General features: G+C 61.3%; 20 protein-coding genes. 11 read left to right on the top strand and 9 right to left on the bottom strand.

Annotation, left to right across the window (positions count from 1 at the left end):
- Positions 1–220: 220 nt before the first annotated feature.
- The 10 genes from rpsA (at position 221) to EGN72_RS04230 (ending at position 7,297) form a co-directional block, all read left to right on the top strand.
- Positions 221–1,885: a 30S ribosomal protein S1 gene (gene rpsA, locus EGN72_RS04275; protein ID WP_127045426.1), complete on the top strand. Its 1,665-nt coding sequence runs from the start codon at positions 221–223 to the stop codon at positions 1,883–1,885.
- Between the two features lie 187 nt (positions 1,886–2,072).
- The gene (gene ihfB / locus EGN72_RS04270) at positions 2,073–2,354 is read left to right on the top strand and encodes an integration host factor subunit beta (RefSeq protein WP_022704589.1); all 282 of its coding nucleotides are present in this window, start codon (positions 2,073–2,075) and stop codon (positions 2,352–2,354) included.
- Positions 2,355–2,361: 7 nt separating this feature from the next.
- Positions 2,362–2,724 carry a lipopolysaccharide assembly protein LapA domain-containing protein gene (locus EGN72_RS04265; RefSeq protein ID WP_370323163.1) on the top strand — a complete coding sequence of 121 codons (363 nt, stop codon included), beginning with the start codon at positions 2,362–2,364 and terminating at the stop codon, positions 2,722–2,724.
- Between the two features lie 3 nt (positions 2,725–2,727).
- The gene (locus EGN72_RS04260) at positions 2,728–3,369 is read left to right on the top strand and encodes a phosphoribosylanthranilate isomerase (RefSeq protein WP_127045409.1); all 642 of its coding nucleotides are present in this window, start codon (positions 2,728–2,730) and stop codon (positions 3,367–3,369) included.
- Positions 3,366–3,812 carry a GNAT family N-acetyltransferase gene (locus EGN72_RS04255; protein WP_127045408.1) on the top strand — a complete coding sequence of 149 codons (447 nt, stop codon included), beginning with the start codon at positions 3,366–3,368 and terminating at the stop codon, positions 3,810–3,812. Before EGN72_RS04260 ends, EGN72_RS04255 begins: the two co-directional genes overlap by 4 nt.
- Positions 3,813–3,971: 159 nt before the next feature.
- Complete coding sequence (locus EGN72_RS04250) at positions 3,972–4,163, top strand: hypothetical protein (RefSeq protein ID WP_127045407.1); 192 nt, start codon at positions 3,972–3,974, stop codon at positions 4,161–4,163.
- Between the two features lies 1 nt (position 4,164).
- Positions 4,165–5,397: a tryptophan synthase subunit beta gene (gene trpB / locus EGN72_RS04245; protein WP_127045406.1), complete on the top strand. Its 1,233-nt coding sequence runs from the start codon at positions 4,165–4,167 to the stop codon at positions 5,395–5,397.
- A gap of 289 nt (positions 5,398–5,686) precedes the next feature.
- Positions 5,687–6,205, top strand: coding sequence for a PepSY domain-containing protein (locus EGN72_RS04240; protein WP_127045405.1), 519 nt, complete (start codon positions 5,687–5,689; stop codon positions 6,203–6,205).
- A 117-nt stretch (positions 6,206–6,322) separates the two neighbouring features.
- Positions 6,323–6,754, top strand: a complete 432-nt coding sequence (locus EGN72_RS04235; protein ID WP_127045404.1) for a hypothetical protein — start codon at positions 6,323–6,325, stop codon at positions 6,752–6,754.
- 129 nt (positions 6,755–6,883) lie between these two features.
- Complete coding sequence (locus EGN72_RS04230) at positions 6,884–7,297, top strand: helix-turn-helix transcriptional regulator (protein ID WP_370323160.1); 414 nt, start codon at positions 6,884–6,886, stop codon at positions 7,295–7,297.
- A gap of 6 nt (positions 7,298–7,303) precedes the next feature.
- Here EGN72_RS04230 and EGN72_RS04225 read toward each other — a convergent pair whose 3' ends face one another.
- The 7 genes from EGN72_RS04225 to EGN72_RS04195 form a co-directional block, all read right to left on the bottom strand.
- Positions 7,304–7,702, bottom strand: a complete 399-nt coding sequence (locus EGN72_RS04225; protein ID WP_127045402.1) for a group III truncated hemoglobin — start codon at positions 7,700–7,702, stop codon at positions 7,304–7,306.
- 56 nt (positions 7,703–7,758) lie between these two features.
- Positions 7,759–8,451, bottom strand: a complete 693-nt coding sequence (locus EGN72_RS04220) for a sel1 repeat family protein (protein ID WP_127045401.1) — start codon at positions 8,449–8,451, stop codon at positions 7,759–7,761.
- Between the two features lie 12 nt (positions 8,452–8,463).
- Positions 8,464–8,841, bottom strand: a complete 378-nt coding sequence (locus EGN72_RS04215; protein ID WP_127045400.1) for a DUF2237 family protein — start codon at positions 8,839–8,841, stop codon at positions 8,464–8,466.
- A gap of 33 nt (positions 8,842–8,874) precedes the next feature.
- Positions 8,875–10,026 carry a serine hydrolase gene (locus tag EGN72_RS04210; RefSeq protein ID WP_127045399.1) on the bottom strand — a complete coding sequence of 384 codons (1,152 nt, stop codon included), beginning with the start codon at positions 10,024–10,026 and terminating at the stop codon, positions 8,875–8,877.
- Positions 10,027–10,133: 107 nt separating this feature from the next.
- Positions 10,134–11,171 carry a DUF2332 domain-containing protein gene (locus tag EGN72_RS04205; RefSeq protein ID WP_127045398.1) on the bottom strand — a complete coding sequence of 346 codons (1,038 nt, stop codon included), beginning with the start codon at positions 11,169–11,171 and terminating at the stop codon, positions 10,134–10,136.
- On the bottom strand, positions 11,168–11,875 hold the full coding sequence (gene pth / locus EGN72_RS04200) for an aminoacyl-tRNA hydrolase (protein ID WP_127045397.1): 708 nt from the start codon (positions 11,873–11,875) through the stop codon (positions 11,168–11,170). The genes EGN72_RS04205 and pth overlap by 4 nt, the downstream gene beginning before the upstream one ends.
- Before the next feature lie 115 nt (positions 11,876–11,990).
- Complete coding sequence (locus tag EGN72_RS04195) at positions 11,991–12,620, bottom strand: 50S ribosomal protein L25/general stress protein Ctc (RefSeq protein ID WP_127045396.1); 630 nt, start codon at positions 12,618–12,620, stop codon at positions 11,991–11,993.
- Between the two features lie 187 nt (positions 12,621–12,807).
- Here EGN72_RS04195 and EGN72_RS04190 point away from each other — a divergent pair, with 187 nt between their 5' ends.
- The gene (locus EGN72_RS04190; protein WP_127045395.1) at positions 12,808–13,965 is read left to right on the top strand and encodes an MFS transporter; all 1,158 of its coding nucleotides are present in this window, start codon (positions 12,808–12,810) and stop codon (positions 13,963–13,965) included.
- Between the two features lie 13 nt (positions 13,966–13,978).
- On the opposite strand, the gene EGN72_RS04185 is transcribed toward EGN72_RS04190, so the two are convergent.
- Both EGN72_RS04185 and EGN72_RS04180 read right to left on the bottom strand, forming a co-directional pair.
- The gene (locus tag EGN72_RS04185; protein ID WP_127045394.1) at positions 13,979–15,145 is read right to left on the bottom strand and encodes an alpha-hydroxy acid oxidase; all 1,167 of its coding nucleotides are present in this window, start codon (positions 15,143–15,145) and stop codon (positions 13,979–13,981) included.
- 93 nt (positions 15,146–15,238) lie between these two features.
- Positions 15,239–16,630, bottom strand: a complete 1,392-nt coding sequence (locus tag EGN72_RS04180) for a glutamine synthetase family protein (protein ID WP_127045393.1) — start codon at positions 16,628–16,630, stop codon at positions 15,239–15,241.
- Between the last annotated feature and the right edge of the window lie 33 nt (positions 16,631–16,663).

Below are 16,663 nucleotides of genomic sequence, written 5' to 3'. Positions count from 1 at the left end.
GCCCTGTGCCGCTGGGGCGTGGCGGCTTGCGCCTTTCCCTTGCCAGCAAGGGCCAAACGGCCTATAGAGCGCCCAACCCAAGGGGGATTCTGACGCGTGCCGCATTCCGGCGCGCTTTTGGTTTTCCGCAAAGGCCCCATCCAAAGACCGGCGGAGACAACCGCAAGGCCAGTGAAAAAAGACGAAAAGGAAACTGATTTTAATGGCTACTATGAACTCTATGGAAGAATTCGAAGCACTCTTGGCAGAGAGCCTCGAAATTGACACCCCTCAGGAAGGGTCTGTTGTCAAAGGCAAGGTTATCGCGATTGAAGCGGGCCAGGCCATCATCGACGTCGGCTACAAAATGGAAGGCCGCGTTGATCTGAAAGAATTTGCTGATATCGGCGGCACCGCAGACATCAAGGTCGGCGACGAAGTCGAAGTGTTCCTCGACCGTGTGGAAAACGCACGTGGCGAAGCACAAATCTCGCGCGATAAGGCCAAGCGCGAAGAAGCATGGGACCGTCTGGAGCGCGCCTATGCCGATGAAACCCGTGTTGACGGCGCCATCTTTGGCCGCGTCAAAGGCGGCTTTACCGTTGATCTGGGCGGCGCTGTTGCGTTCTTGCCGGGCAGCCAGGTTGACGTGCGCCCCGTGCGTGACGCTGGCCCGTTGATGGGTATGAAGCAGCCGTTCCAGATTCTGAAAATGGATCGCCGTCGTGGCAACATCGTTGTGTCGCGTCGCGCCATCCTTGAAGAATCGCGTGCGGAGCAGCGTGCAGAAGTTATCGGCAACCTGACCGAAGGCCAAACCGTTGACGGCGTGGTCAAGAACATCACCGAATACGGTGCGTTCGTTGATCTGGGCGGCGTTGATGGCCTGCTGCACGTCACCGACATGGCATGGCGCCGCGTCAACCACCCGTCCGAGATTCTGACAATCGGTGAAACCGTCAAGGTTCAGGTTATCAAGATCAACAAAGACACGCACCGCATCAGCCTTGGCATGAAGCAGTTGCAGTCGGATCCGTGGGATGCGGTTGAAACGCAATACGCCATTGGCACGGTTCACAAGGGCCGCGTCACCAACATCACCGATTACGGCGCATTCGTAGAGCTGGAAGCCGGTGTTGAAGGTCTGGTTCACGTCTCCGAGATGTCCTGGACCAAGAAAAACGTGCACCCCGGCAAGATCGTTTCCACCAGCCAGGAAGTCGACGTCATGGTTCTTGAAATCGACAGCGCCAAGCGCCGCGTTTCCCTGGGCCTCAAGCAGACCCAGCGCAACCCGTGGGAAGTCTTTGCCGAAACCCATCCGGTTGGCACGAACATCGAAGGTGAAGTCAAGAACATCACCGAATTCGGTCTGTTCGTCGGTCTGGAAAACGACATCGACGGCATGGTTCACCTGTCCGACCTGTCCTGGGACCAGCGCGGCGAAGATGCGATCCAGAACTACCGCAAAGGCGACACGGTTCAGGCCGCTGTTACCGAAGTGGACGTTGAAAAAGAGCGTATCTCCCTCTCGGTCAAAGCCCTTGGTGAAGACACCTTCACCGATGCGGTTGACGGCGTGAAGCGCGGCTCCATCATCACGGTCGAAGTGACCGCGATCGAAGAAGGCGGCATCGAAGTGGATTACAACGGCCAGAAGTCGTTCATCCGTCGGTCCGACCTGTCGCGTGACCGTGCCGACCAGCGCCCCGAGCGTTTCGGCGTTGGCGACAAGATCGACGTGCGCGTCACCAACATCGACCCCAAGACCCGCCGCATGGGTCTGTCGATCAAGGCACGCGAGATCGCCGAAGAGAAAGAAGCCGTGGAACAATACGGTTCGTCCGATTCGGGCGCCTCTTTGGGCGACATTCTGGGTGCAGCGCTGAAAGGCGACAAAAACTGATCTAGCGTTGATCCAGTTGATAAATGATGGTTTTGGGGCCCTGCCGAAAGGTGGGGCCCCTTACTTATGTGCGTCTTTGCACGGACTTGCTTGGTTTTCCTATTTGTCAGAGGGCGATTTTTCCCTATAGTCAGAGGATAAAAAAACGGCGGCGCAAAGACCGTCTGTATCACCAGGGGGAAGACGGATGATCCGTTCGGAATTGATCCAAAAGATCGCGGATGAAAACCCGCATCTGACGCAGCGCCATGTAGAGCGTATCGTCAACACGGTTTTCGAAGAGATTATTGAAGCCTTGTCGCGCGGCGACCGGGTTGAACTGCGCGGTTTTGGCGCGTTTTCCGTGAAGTCTCGGGATGCCAGAACCGGGCGAAACCCGCGCACGGGTGAATCGGTGCAGGTAGAGGACAAGAAAGTCCCCTTCTTCAAAACCGGCAAGCTGCTGCGCGACCGATTGAACGGAAGGTAAGGCCCCTATGATCCGGTATCTGCGGTATCTGTTTCTCGCCGGTTTGGCGGTTGTTTTGCTGACGGTGGCGATTGCCAATCGCGGGCATGTCACGCTGAATGCCTTGCCCGCAGATATCGCCGCCTTTGCCGATTTCAACTATGCGCTGTCGCTGCCGCTGTATCTGGTGATTTTCGGCAGCATCATCGTTGGTCTGATGATCGGCTTTGTCTGGGAATGGTTCCGCGAACACCGTATCCGGGCCACGGCCAGCAGCCGCGCGCGTGAAGTCGCAAGGCTGGAGCGGGAGCTGGAAGAGCTGCGTCGCAGCAACCCCGGCCAGAAGGATGACGTTCTCGCATTGCTGGACCGCCCCGCCAAAGCGGGCTGACCCATGGCAGATATTCGCGTCAAGATTTGCGGGCTGCGCTCTGCGGCCGATGTTGCGGCTGTGGTCGCAGCCGGGGCCCATTATGCGGGGCTGAACTTCTTTCCCAAATCCCCCCGGTTTCTGACACTGGACCAAGCGCGCGAGGTGGCCTTCGCCGCGCCGCCCGGCCTTGCCAAGGTCGCGCTGACCGTGAACGCCGAAGATGCCGCGCTTGACGCGATCGTGGACGCGGTGCCGCTGGATATGTTGCAACTGCACGGCCATGAAACGCCGGACCGCGTGGCCGAACTGCGCAGCCGCTATGGCCTGCCGGTGATGAAGGTGCTGGGCGTGGCCGATGAAAGCGATCTGGCCGGCTTGATGGACTATTCGCTGGCCGCCGACCAGTTGATGATCGACGCCAAACCACCCAAAGGCGCTGTGCTGCCCGGCGGCAATGGCATCAGCTTTGACTGGCGCTTGCTGGTGGGGCGCAAATGGCTGAAGCCTTGGATGCTGGCAGGTGGGCTGACCCCTGCAAATGTGGCCGAGGCGATCCGACTGACCGGCGCGCGTCAGGTTGATGTTGCCTCGGGCGTCGAAACCGCGCCGGGCGTCAAAGACGCAGCCTTGATGGCCGCTTTCGTCACGGCGGCAACCGCATGATCCGCTGGCGCGAAGCCCTGCGCACGGATGTGCCCGCCATCGTCGCCCTCTTGGCCGAGGATGCGCTGGGGGCCACCCGCGAAAGCGATGATATGACGCCTTACTATGCGGCCTTCGACGCCATGTCCTATGAATATGGCAACAGCCTGATCGTGGGGGAGGCAGATGGCCGCGTCGTGGCCACCTATCAACTTACCTTCATCACCGGCCTCTCGCTGCGCGCCACCCGCCGCGCCCAGATCGAATCGGTGCGCGTGGCTGCGAAACTTCGCTCCGAAGGGGTGGGGGCCGCAATGATGCGCGATGCCGAAATGCGCGCCCGTCACGCGGGCTGCACCTTGCTGCAACTCACCGCTGACCAAAGCCGTGAAGGCGCGCATCGCTTTTACACCCGCGCAGGCTTCACCGCCTCGCATATCGGCTTCAAGAAACGCCTCGACTAAATCACGCGCATTTATCTAAAATTTGCGCGCGCCGCCCCCCTTCATCTTGGCCCAAATACCTAAATTCCGCCGTGACCCATGCAAACCCACGCAAAAGGTTTTCAACCCGCTTCGGCTGCGCTAGATCATCCTTTGAACCGGCGCAGCAAAAGGCACAACATGGCACGCATCATCAGCTTGGCGATCCGTCTTTGCGGCCTTCTGGCGCTTGGCAGCCTTTCGGGGCTTCTGGGCTTTGGCATGGGCGGCCCCTTGGGTGCGGCTTTGCTTTTCGCCATCGGTGGCTTTATTGGGTTTTTCACGGGGCCAATGTTCTGGCGCCGCATCACAAGATCAAACGGGGGGCAGTGACATGGCCGAAGACGGATTGAACAGCTACATGACCGGCCCGGACGAAGCCGGGCGTTTCGGCATTTTCGGCGGGCGCTTTGTCTCCGAAACCCTGATGCCGCTGATTCTGGAACTGGAAGAGCGGTATGAATTTGCCAAGACCGACCCAAGCTTCTGGGCCGAGATGGACGATCTGTGGAAGCATTACGTCGGCCGCCCCAGCCCGCTGTATTATGCCGAACGCCTGACCAAACATCTGGGCGGTGCCAAAATCTACCTCAAGCGGGATGAGTTGAACCACACCGGCGCGCATAAGATCAACAACGTGCTGGGCCAGATCATCCTGGCGCGCCGCATGGGCAAGACCCGCATCATCGCGGAAACCGGTGCCGGGCAGCATGGCGTGGCCACGGCCACGGTATGCGCCAAGTTCGGGTTGAAATGCGTGGTCTATATGGGCGCGCATGATGTCGAACGCCAAGCCCCCAACGTGTTCCGCATGCGGCTTCTGGGGGCCGAGGTGGTGCCGGTGACATCGGGTCGCGGCACGCTGAAAGACGCCATGAATGACGCGCTGCGCGATTGGGTCACCAATGTGCGCGATACGTTTTATTGCATCGGCACCGTGGCTGGCCCAGCGCCTTACCCGGCGATGGTGCGCGATTTCCAATCGATCATCGGCAAGGAAACCCGCTGGCAACTGGCCGAGCAGGAAGGCGATGGCCGCCTGCCGGATACCGTGATCGCAGCCATTGGTGGCGGGTCCAACGCGATGGGTCTGTTCTATCCCTTCCTTGATGATCCATCGGTAAACATCATCGGGGTCGAGGCTGGCGGCAAAGGCGTGGATGACCGGATGGAGCATTGCGCCTCGCTGACCGGGGGTCGGCCCGGCGTGCTGCATGGCAACCGCACCTATCTGCTGCAAGACAATGACGGGCAGATCCTCGAAGGCTTCTCGATCAGCGCGGGGCTGGATTACCCCGGCATCGGGCCGGAACATGCCTGGCTGCATGACACGGGCCGCGCGCAATATGTCTCGATCACCGACAAAGAGGCGCTGGAGGCGTTCCAGCTTTCCTGCGCCTTGGAAGGCATCATCCCGGCGCTGGAACCCAGCCACGCGCTGGCCCATGTGATGAAGATCGCGCCGACCCTGCCTGCCGACCATATCATCGTGATGAACATGTGCGGACGTGGTGACAAGGACATCTTTACCGTCGCCAAGCACCTTGGCTTTGACATGAAGATCTGAGGTCAGACATAAACCAAATGCCGATCCGTCGGTTTCAGGCCCGCACCGCGCCAACGGTGCGGGCTTTTTCATGATCTCAACCTATCCAACGGGCCTTGGGCGGCGTTCTAAACCGAAGTTTATGCCCACAAACCCAAAGCCGATAGCGCCGCCTCTAAACTTCGGGGAAATATACCTCTGTGCCAAACGCTGCCTTTGTGTGGGTGTCGCCGCTAATGGCGTCTTAATCACAGCGACCTTGCCGCCGACATGATGGGTCGAGGGTCGGACAGAAAGAGGAGACGAAGACATGATGAAACGTGTTTTGGCCCTGACGTTGGGCGCCGTTCTTGCGGGGCAAATGGCATATGCAATCACCGCAGACGAGATTGTGACGGACCTGCAAGCTGAAGGGTATACCCGCGTCGAGGTGCGTGTCGGGCCCACCCAGATCAAGGTGGAGGCCATTCGCGGCACCAACAAGATCGAACGGATCGTCGACAGCGCCACGGGCAATGTTCTCAAAAGCGAAAGCTACATGGTCGACAGCGGTGAAAACACCCGGCCCGGTGTCAGCATCCGCACGCGCGACCGCGATTTTGTCCGGGTCGCGGACGGTGGGCGCGACATCAGCAGCAGCGATGATGATGACAACAGCACCGCTGACCGCAACGATGACGATGACAAAGACAGTGACCGCAGTGATGATCGGGACGGGGGCGACGCCTCTGATTCCGATGATGACAGCGACCACGATGCGGGCGATGATCACGACGACGATCATGGCGGGTCGGACGATCATGATAGTGACGACGGCGATGACGATTGATCGCGACGACAGTTGACTTTGCGACGCCCCGGCCTTGCCGGGGCGATTGGCGTGGCATCCAGATGGCAAGCTGCGCGAGACGTGGTGCAGCACAGGTGCTGACCGAAAGGGCCGGAAATGAACCGACGGAAACTTCTTGGGCTTGGTGTCGTCGCGCTGCTGTCCGCAGCGATGCCGGCGCTTGCCGATAGCCTTGCCGACAATGTGGTCGCGCAACTAAAACGGCGTGGGTTCAAGCGGATCACGGTTGGCCGCACGTTTCTGGGGCGCACGCGTATTGTGGCTGTCGGCAACGGTGGCCGCCGAGAGATCATTCTGAACCCAAGAACGAACGAAATACTGCGTGACTTGTGGATCGCAGAGGCCGCGGGTTCTGGTGGCGGGTCATCGGGCGGCGTTCTTTCGAATGGTGGCGCATCGGGGGATGACGATGATGATCACGACGACAAAGACGACGACGACGACGACGACGACGACGATCACGAAGACCGCGATGACAAATCCGGCAAGGGTGACGGGGGCGGCGATGATGATGACGACGACGACTGACCGCACAGCGAGGCAGGACACGTGAAAGAACGTCTCACACTTTTCATCATTTTCGCGGTTCAGGCCGCTTGCGCGATTTTTTTCGTCTCGGATATTTTGTCGTCTCTATTTGGATTGCGTTCCAAGCCCTTGGCCTGGGAGTTGCGCGAGTTGCTGGAGATCGGGGCCGCCACAGGCTTGGTTCTGGGGCTTGTGCTGGGGGCTTGGGCGCTGCGAACGTCCTTGGTGCAGCGCCGTCGCGCCGAAGAGAAACTTCGGCGGGCATCGGGTGCCTTCATGGCCCTGTTGGAAGAACGGTTCGCCGAATGGGCCTTGACCCCGGCAGAGCGTGACGTTGCCCTGTTCGCCATCAAAGGAATGTCCACCATGGAAATCGCGGCACTGCGCGGCACCAGCGAAGGCACGATCAAGGCGCAGACCAATGCGATTTACCGCAAGGCGGGCGTTGGCGGGCGGCCGCAACTGTTGTCGCTATTCATCGAAGATCTGATGGCAGAGGATTCGAAAATACGACCCGCCGATGTGCCAAAGGACGCGGCCTGACCGCCCTTAGCGCAAGATCGGAGGCCCGTTCGAAATACCGTGATTGGCAAGCCCCATCCGCAGCCCGCGCCCGATGCGGTGCGCAAGGGCAGACCATTGCTGCGCGGTGTCTTCGGGCAATGTTTCGGCCAAGGTGGCATCAAACTGCGCCAGCCATGCGTCAAACATGCCGGGGCGCACATTGCCTGCGGCCTGATGCACCTGCATCGGATTGCCGTCATAGCCGCGTTCAAACAGAATGGCGTTGCGCCAGAACCGGGCGATCTTGGCCTCATGCGTGGGCCAATCCTTGATATGCACCGCAAAGACCGCGCCCAGCATCGGATGCGCCCGCACCCGCGCGTAAAAGCGTTCGACCACAAGGTCGATCTGATCCGGGGTGATGGGAAAACGTGCCAAGCTCATGCATCAAGGGTTAGGCCGTGGCGGGCATCAGGGCAAGCGCCTTGCTGTCGCAGGGGTTAGTCTGCCGCCATGGCCTTCAGCTTGTCTTGGGCGAAAACGCAGGCGGCAAATTTGGGGCTGGAGGCCAGGTCGCAGGCTTGCAGGAACAACCGTTTCGCCTGTGCCGGATCGGCGGAAACACCTTCGCCCAATTGATAGGTCTGGCCCGACATGGCGCAGCCCCAGCTATCGCCTTCGGCACAGGCCTGTTCGAAGCTGCGAAAGAGGCAAGGCACCAGAGCCACATCACCGCTTTGCATCGGGTCCCCTGCGACCGTGCGGTTTCGCAACCCCGCGCCGCGATTGGTGCAGCCGCCCGCCCGCCCCAAGGCGCAGGCCAAAGCATAGGTCTTGCGTGATGCGACGCGCGCGCCCTCCTCGTCCCGAAACTCCAGCACGCGGGCCATATGGGTGCAGGCGCGCGCGTCATCTTCTTGAAGGCACAGGCTTTGGCACCGCCCGAAATTTTCCTTGCAGAAGGCATAGGTGATTGAACTGTCGCCGCGCAGCAGCTTGCGCCACAGGCTGGTCTGGCTGGCATAGATATCAGCGGGGCAAGCGGCATAAAGCGCGTCGATGCCGTTGGTTGCGCTGATGCCTGCGATGGATTGCGTGATCAGGTCGCCGGGAATATCCGCCACCTTCACCTCCTCGGCGTGAAGCGGCCCTGCGGCCAGAAGGCTGATCGTGATGCAAAGCGCCCGGATCATCGCGCGGCCCTGTTACGGCAAGGCGTGGCGCTGCAAGATATCCAGCGGAACGATATCCAGTGTGCGGATATGGGTGGCGGCCAGATTGACCTTTGGCGCAGCCCCTTCATCATGCGCTTGCAAAAAGCGCCCGGCGCAAAGGCACCAGCGATCCCCCGGTTTCAACCCGGCAAAGCCGTATTCGGGACGGGGGGTCGAAAGGTCATTGCCCAGATATTTCGACAGGGCCAGAAACTCTGCCGTCATCACCGCGCATACCGTATGGGCCCCGTGATCGGCGGGGCCGGTATCGCAGCAGCCGTTGCGGAAGAACCCGGTCAGCGGCGTAGAGGAGCAACCCTCCAGCGCAGTGCCCAATACATTGATCGAGGCGGCTTTGGCGTCAGTCATCCGGTTCGTCCTTTCGTCTGGTTCGGTGCAGGCCTAGCGATAGGCCGAGGCGATTTTGCGAAACATCGCGATATTGCTTTCATAGGCACCCGGTTCGCGAAAGCCCCGATCCGCCGAATTCACCGCGATCACCACGCCTGTGGCACGATTGACGTAAATATACTGCCCATAGATCCCGCGCGCCAGAAATTCGCCCGGCTCTGCCCCTTGCGGCACCCACCATTGATAGCCATAGCCAATCGCGCCATCAGCCGTATTGGCCTGCGGTGCGGTGGAAAGATTGACCCAGAGTTCGGGCACGATCTGGGTATTGCCGCGCCGCCCCATGTCCAGAAACAACTGCCCCATCCGCGCATAATCCCGTGTGATCAGGTTCAGCCCGCCCAGCACGAAGGGTTCGCCCAGACCATCGGTGACGTAATAGGAGGCGGCCTCCAGCCCCATCGGGCCGATCAGCTTTTCCTGCATCAGGTCCACAATGCCGCGCCCGGTGGCACCCCGGATCACCATGCCGATCACATGCGTGTCGATCGAGACATATTGCCATACCTCCCCCGGCGCGCGTTCGCGTTCGGTCAGGCCAGCGGCAAAGCCATCCATGGATTGTCCCAGCGCCAGCACGCGGCCCATTTTGTTGATATCGCTCCAGAAATCGAGGTAATCTTCGTTGAATTTCACCCCCGATTGCATGGTCAGCACATCGCGCACTGTCACCCCGTCATAAGCGGTGCCGACCAGTCCCGGCACATATTGCGTCACCAGATCATCCAGCGACTGAATGGCCCCTTCGGCCTGCACGATGCCAAATAGCGCCGACAGATAGCTTTTGGCGACCGACCACGAAATGCGCTTGTCATCGGGGCCGGTGCCAAGGCGGTAAGTCTCGGCCACCAGCGCGCCGTCGTGCAAAACGACCATTGCGGTGACGCTGCGCGCCTCTTGCCAAGCCTCCAGCCCATCAATGGCGGGCATGGGGGCGCCCTGCGGCAGGGGCATGACAGGCGGGGCCACCGCGATGCTGCGGGTCAGGAACGCCGCGTCCATATGGCTGAAATTCTGGACAATCTGTTCGGGTTTGAACAGGCCAAGCACCGCTTGCAGCCGGCCAATCTCCTCTCGTTTCCAGATCGCGACTGCGGCGATGATCAGCAGCAGCACGCCAAGGAATTTGCCGATTTTGCGCATTGGTTCCCCCGTTGGTCTTTGCGAAAGGGGACCACAGGCGCGGGCGTGGCGCAAGGCTGGGCTTGGGTGTGGACGTTACGTCAAGGCGGCGGGGTCAGGGGACGGGATCAGGCGGCGGGGGCTTGCCAATCCACCCAGCGGCCATGGAAATCCACGCGCCCCAAGGCGATAACCCGATTGCCCGGCCACAGCCGCAGCACCAGTGCCGCCCCTGGCTCTTGCCCGTCACTTTCCATCGACAGATGCGCCAAGGGGGCGGCATCCGTGGCCCGCGCGCCTGCGGCTTGCAGCAGCGCCTCGCCCCGCGCTTGAAGGGCTGCGGGGAAATACTGCCAGGCTACGGTATGATAAATCAGGTGCAAGCGCCCCGGCATCGGGCTTGCCAGCCGGGTTTCCAACCATGCCACGGCATCGCCGCGCTCTACCGTGATACCCTGCGCCAGATCTATCGCGGTTTGGGTCAGTGCCATGCGATGCGGCTGGTCAGCCCAGATGTAAGAGCGGATGCGCAAGCCGTCGGCGGTCACATCCAGTGGGTTCAGATCGACGGCGCGGCGTGCCACCACCACAGGCTGGCTGCGGGGCGGCACATCCCCGCGCCAGTCCGGCGTCAGGCGCAGCGGGCTGGACGGGTCGCCAAAGCACGCGCCAATATCCAGCACATAATGGTCCCAGTTCAGGTTCAACCCCGCGCTCGCCCCCAGTTCCGACAGCGCCATGGGCAGGCCATACTGCGCCGCCAGCCAATGCCCGGCGGCGATCAACGCGGCAGAGCGGCGCACCTCATTGGTTTGCGGCGCGCTGTCCAGCCATGTCAGCAGGTGATCGGGTTCTGCATCAAGGCTGTCCAGCAAAACGGCCAGCATCTCGATATCGGTATAGCGCGCGGGGTCGGCATAGAGGCTTTGCAGCGCAATCGGCCGCCCCTGCAAGGCCAAAGCATGCAGGCCCCCCGCCAGCCGCAACCCCAGCGCATCACCGCGGGCAGAAGGCTCCCCCACCCAGCCCAACACCCGGTCGGCAACCGCTGTGCCGGGTTCCAGCCCTTCGGCCAGCAGGCGCAGCAATCGCGCGGTAAAGGGAGAGCCGAGGGCGGCACAGGCATCGGCTTGCGTGCGAAAACTGTCGCGGACGCGGGCGCTCACTTGAACCGGTCCGCGAGTTTTTGCAGCATGCTGCGGCTGTCGGGTGCCTGCTCTGCTACGGGGGCGGGTTTCACGGCGTCTGCGGGCTTGTCCTTGCCTGTCTGTTGGTCGGTTTGCTGGCCAGTTGACGGGCGCGGCGGGGCGGTGCGCAGGGCCACCGCATTGGAAAACTTCGCGCCATCGCCTGCGGCCAGATAAGGCGCGCCGTCCGACAGCCCGCGCAGCAGGTCATCAAGCCAGTCCTGATCGGCCTTGGCAAAATCATGCAGAACATAATTGGCAACCGCGTCCTTATGGCCGGGATGCCCGATGCCCAGCCGCACGCGGCCATAGGCCTCGCCGATATGGGCATGGATGGACCGCAGGCCGTTATGGCCCGCATGGCCGCCGCCTTGCTTCTGGCGCATCTTGCCGGGGGCGAGGTCCAGCTCATCATGAAACACGATCACATCGGCGGGGGTGATCTTGTGAAAGGTCATCGCAGCTTGCACCGCCTCACCCGACAGATTCATGAAGGTTTCGGGCTTCAACAGCAGCACCCGTTCTGCCCCCAGCCGGCCATCGGTGGCCAGCCCCTTGAACGCCTTTTTCCAGGGGCCAAAGCCATGGTCGGCGGCGATCCGGTCCAGCGCCATGAAGCCGATATTATGCCGGTTCCCTGCATATTTCGCACCGGGATTGCCCAAGCCCACAAACAGTTTCATCACATGCGCCCTTTTGCCTTTGGCGTCTGGATATCACCCGCCGCGCCGTATCAAAATGAAAAAACGCGGCAGGCCAGAGGCCGCCGCGTTTTCAAACCTCACCCTATGGGTCAGATTATTCTTCTTCGCCTTCTTCGGCGCTGTCTTCGGCTTCGTCGTCACCCGACGAACGCAGGCTGGACGGGGCCGAGATGTTGGCGATCACGAAGTTCCGGTCGATGGTCGGCTTGGCGCCGTTCGGCAACGTGATGTCGTTGATGTGGATAACGTCACCCACGTTCAAGCCGGTCAGATCAACGGTGATATGGTCCGGGATGTTGGACGCATTCACTTCCAATTCAACCTCGTTGCGCACCACAACCAGCGTGCCGCCCTTTTTCAGGCCCGGTGCTTTTTCGTGGTTTTCAAAGGTCACGTGGATGAACAGGTTGATCCGGCTGTTGGCGCGCAGACGCATGAAATCCACATGCAAAGGTGTATCCTTTACAACGTGACGCTGAACGTCACGGCAGATAACGCGCACGTCCTTTTCGCCTTCAACCTTGAGGTTGAACAGCGTGGACAAGAAGCGGCCAGCTTTCAGGTGCTTGATGAGGTAGTTATACTTCATGCTGATGGCCAGCGGCTCTTTGCCGTCACCATAAACAACACCGGGTACCAATTGATCACGACGAGCTTGGCGGGCGGCCCCCTTGCCTGTCCCCGCGCGAACCTCGGCTACAAGATCCGGGATCTCTTTTGCCATTGTAATTCTCCATATGTTAAGCCCACCGCCCTCCAAGGGTGTGCGGTGCGACGGGGGGGCTATAGCGGGGAATCACCGCAGGGGAAAGGTGAAATCGCGCCGGATCGCCGGGGAATCGTGGCAAAAAGCAGGTCTTGCCGCCCTTTGGCATCGGCGCTAGGACCACAGCAGCGATCTGGAGCGTGATATGTCCTTCCCGGCCACCCTTGTCGCCAGCCGTCCGGCGCTGGCAAGTTTTGCGGCGATGGGCGTGCTGTGGGGCAGCTATGCCGCAACCTTGCCGGATATCAAGACCATGTTGGGCGTGGATGAAGCGGGCTTGGGCCTGCTGATCCTTGGTGCGCCAATCGCGGCGGTTCTGGCGATGCTGTTGGCCCCTGCCACGGGTGTGGCGCTGGGGCGGTTTGCCTTGCCGCTTGCCAGTCTGGCGATGGCTTTGGCCTTCATGCTGCCGGGGCAGGCCCCCGTTGCGGGTGGGTTGATGCTTGTGGCCTTTGCCGCAGCGATGGCGCTGTGCGGGGCGACAACGGGAACGCTGGATGTGCTGATGAATGCGCGCGTGGCCGCGATGGAAAACGCGCGCGGCCATTCGCTGATGAACCTGTGCCACGCCGCTTATTCGCTGGGCTATGCCGGATCGGCGTTGATCAGCGGCGGTTTGCGGGCCGCCGCTTGGGGGCCGGGGCAGGTGATGCTGGTCGCCGCCCTTCTGGCGCTGGCGCTGGGGCTGGCCTCGTATGAGGCGGATGGCCGGATAGACGGGCTGGCCAAACCCAAGGACGCAAACGCCGCTGGTTTGGGCCGCGTGGCAGTGATTGGCGGCGCTATCGTGCTGATCGCCTTTTTGTCCGAGAATGCCGCCGAAAGCTGGTCTGCGCTGCATGTCGAACAAACGCTGGGCGGCAGCCCGGCCCAAGGGGCGCTGGGGCCTGCGGCGATGGCACTGACCATGGCGGTGGCGCGGCTGGCAGGCCAAGGCGTGATTGCACGGATCAGCCCGCAGCGCCTGATGACCGCGGGCGCGGTGGTGGCAGGCTTGGGCGCGATGATTGCGGCTTTGGCTGTAAACCCGGCGATGGCCTATGCCGGGTTTATCGTTCTGGGTATTGGCGCGTCGGTCGTGGCCCCGACCGCCTTTACGCTGGTCGGGCAAATGGCGCCGCCCGAGGCACGGGCGCGCGCTGTGGCACGGGCCACGCTGCTGGGCTATTTCGGCTATTTCTTCGGCCCGCCGATGATCGGCTTTATCGCCGCCAGCTTTGGGCTGCGGGCGGCGTTTGGCTTTACCGCCGTGGCATTGCTGGCGGTGGTGGCGCTGGCCCCGCTGCTGCGCAAAGCGGGATAATCACGGGGTGGGGTTATTCCACCCAGTCGCCTTCAAACCCTTTGGGGATCAACAGGTTGTGCCGCCCAAGGTCACTGATCGACCGTTCGCCCACCAGCCCCATCGTCGTGATCAACTCTTTCTGGATCACCTCCAGTGCCTTGGTCACGCCGGCCTCACCCATCGCGCCCAAACCATTGACAAAGGCGCGCCCGATATAGGTGCCCTTCGCCCCCAGCGACAGTGCCTTCAGCACATCCTGACCCGACCGGATGCCGCTGTCCATATGCACCTCGATCTTGTCTCCGACCGCATCGACAATGCCCGGCAACGCCCGGATCGACGAAAGCGCGCCATCCAACTGCCGCCCGCCATGGTTGGACACCACAATCGCATCGGCCCCCACGGCCAGCGCATTGCGGGCATCCTCGGCATCCATCACGCCTTTCAGGATCACTTTGCCGCCCCACATTTCCTTGAACTTGGCAATCCGCTTCCAATCCAGGCTCTCGTCAAAGGCCTCGGCGGTCCAGGATGACAGGCTGGAGGGGTCCGAAACCCCTTTGGCATGGCCCACGATATTGCCAAAGAACCGCCGCTTGGTTTGCAGCATCTCCAGCCCCCATGGCACCTTGGTCATCATATTCGCGATGGAAGCGGGGGTAAGTTTCGGCGGCGCGGACAAGCCGTTTTTCAAATCCTTGTGCCGCTGCCCCATGATCTGCAAATCGACCGTGATCACGATGGCTGAACAGTTCGCCGCCCGCGCCCGTTCGAACAAACGGTTCATGAAATCATCGTCTTTCAAGGTGTAAACCTGAAACCAGAACGGCTTGGTGGTGTGTTCGGCCACATCCTCGATCGAACAGATGCTCATGGTCGACAGGGTAAAGGGCACGCCCATCTTTTCTGCCGCTTTCGCCGCCAGAATCTCGCCGTCGGCGTGCTGCATCCCCGTCAGCCCAACCGGGGCCAAGGCGACCGGCATCGCCACCTTTTCGCCAATCATCTCACTGGCCGTGCTGCGCCCCGACATATCCACCGCGACCTTCTGGCGAAGCCGCAGTTGCGCGAAATCCGATGTGTTCTCGCGAAAGGTCTGCTCGGTATAGCTGCCGCTTTCCGCATAATCGTAAAACATCTTTGGCGTCCGCTTTTTGTGCAGCCGCTTGAGGTCGTCGATACAGGTAATCACGGGCATGGGGGCCTCCGTTGGGTGTGGTAAGTTTTCCTTACCAATATTCACAGCCCAAGGCAACTGTCTTGGCAGCAAGCCCCCAAATGCGCGCGCAGGTTACACGCTATGCAGATACAGGTCGTAATCCACGTCCGAAATGGTCTGCGCCACCCGCGCATATTCGGCCGCTTTGATGGCGACAAAAGTGCGGTGCATATCCTCGCCCAAGGCATCCCGCAGGAAGCGCGACTCACGCGCTGCCTCAATCGCGCCGCGCCAATCGACCGGCATATCCCCCGCCTCGGCCCCGTCATAGCCGTTGCCCGTGGTTTCCGGCCCCGGATCGACGCGATGCGCAAGCCCCGCGCGAATACCAGCCAAGACAGTGGCGGCAACCAGATAGGGGTTGGCATCCACCCCCGCCGGGCGATGCTCAATCCGCCGCGCCTTGATGTCGCCTGCCGGAATCCGCAAAGCGACAGAGCGGTTGTTCACCCCCCAAGACGGGCTGACCGGCGCATAGGATTGCCCAACGAACCGCCGCCATGAATTGGCATGCGGGGCAAAAACCAGCATGGACTCTGCCATCGTCGCCCGCAGCCCGCCAATCGCATGCAGAATGGTGGGCGACCATTCGCCCTCAACCGCTTCGACAAACACGTTGCGCCCGGATTTATCCAGCATCGACACATGAAAATGCATGCCAGAGCCTGCATATTGCTCCACCGGTTTGGCCATGAAACAGGCTGTCACCCCATGCGCGCGCGCCTGCGCCCGCACGATCCGCTTAAGCCGCATCAGATCATCGGCGGCCTGCATCACATCCTCGCGGTAATGCAAGGTCAGCTCATACTGCCCCGGCGCGTATTCGGAGATCATCGTCTCGGCCTTGATCCCCGCCGCCGCCGCCCCGGCGTAAATATCGGAAAACAAGGGCAACATGCCATGCAGATGGTCCACCGAATAGACTTCGGTCTTGGCACTCGCCCGTCCGTCCAACACATCGCGCGCAGGTTGCACCCGGCCATCAGGGCCGCGATCATTGGCCAGCAAAAAGAACTCTAACTCAAACGCCCCTGCCGGCCGCAAGCCTTCGGCGGCCAACGCATCCACCTGCCGCTGCAAAGCGTGGCGCGGGTCCGAAGTCATCGGCTTGCCGCTCAGATCATACATGCTCATCAGCACTTCGGCGCGCGCGGGCTTGGTGCCATGCAATGGCACCAGCGTGCCCGGCACCGGCCAGGCCCGCAGATCGCCATCCCCCTGATCCCAGATCAAACCCGTCTCATGCACATCCTCACCACAAATATCCAATCCCAGAATGGAAATCGGCAAATGCCGCCCGGATTTGTAAAAGCCCAGCAATTCATGCCGCCGGATAATCTTGCCACGGCCAATCCCATTGGCGTCATGCAACACCAGATCAATCGCCTCAATCTCCGGATGCGCCGCCAGAAAGGCCTCCGCCTCGGCCACGCCCGACCCCGAGGGGCTTACATCAACGCTCATCGCTTCCATCCTTCGCATGGGGGCCGCAAGCCG

The organism is Pseudorhodobacter sp. E13 (assembly GCF_003991405.1).
In the GTDB taxonomy this organism is placed as follows: domain Bacteria; phylum Pseudomonadota; class Alphaproteobacteria; order Rhodobacterales; family Rhodobacteraceae; genus Pseudorhodobacter.
Note: the sequence above shows the minus strand (reverse complement) of the source record. Positions and strands in the feature narration are given on the sequence as shown.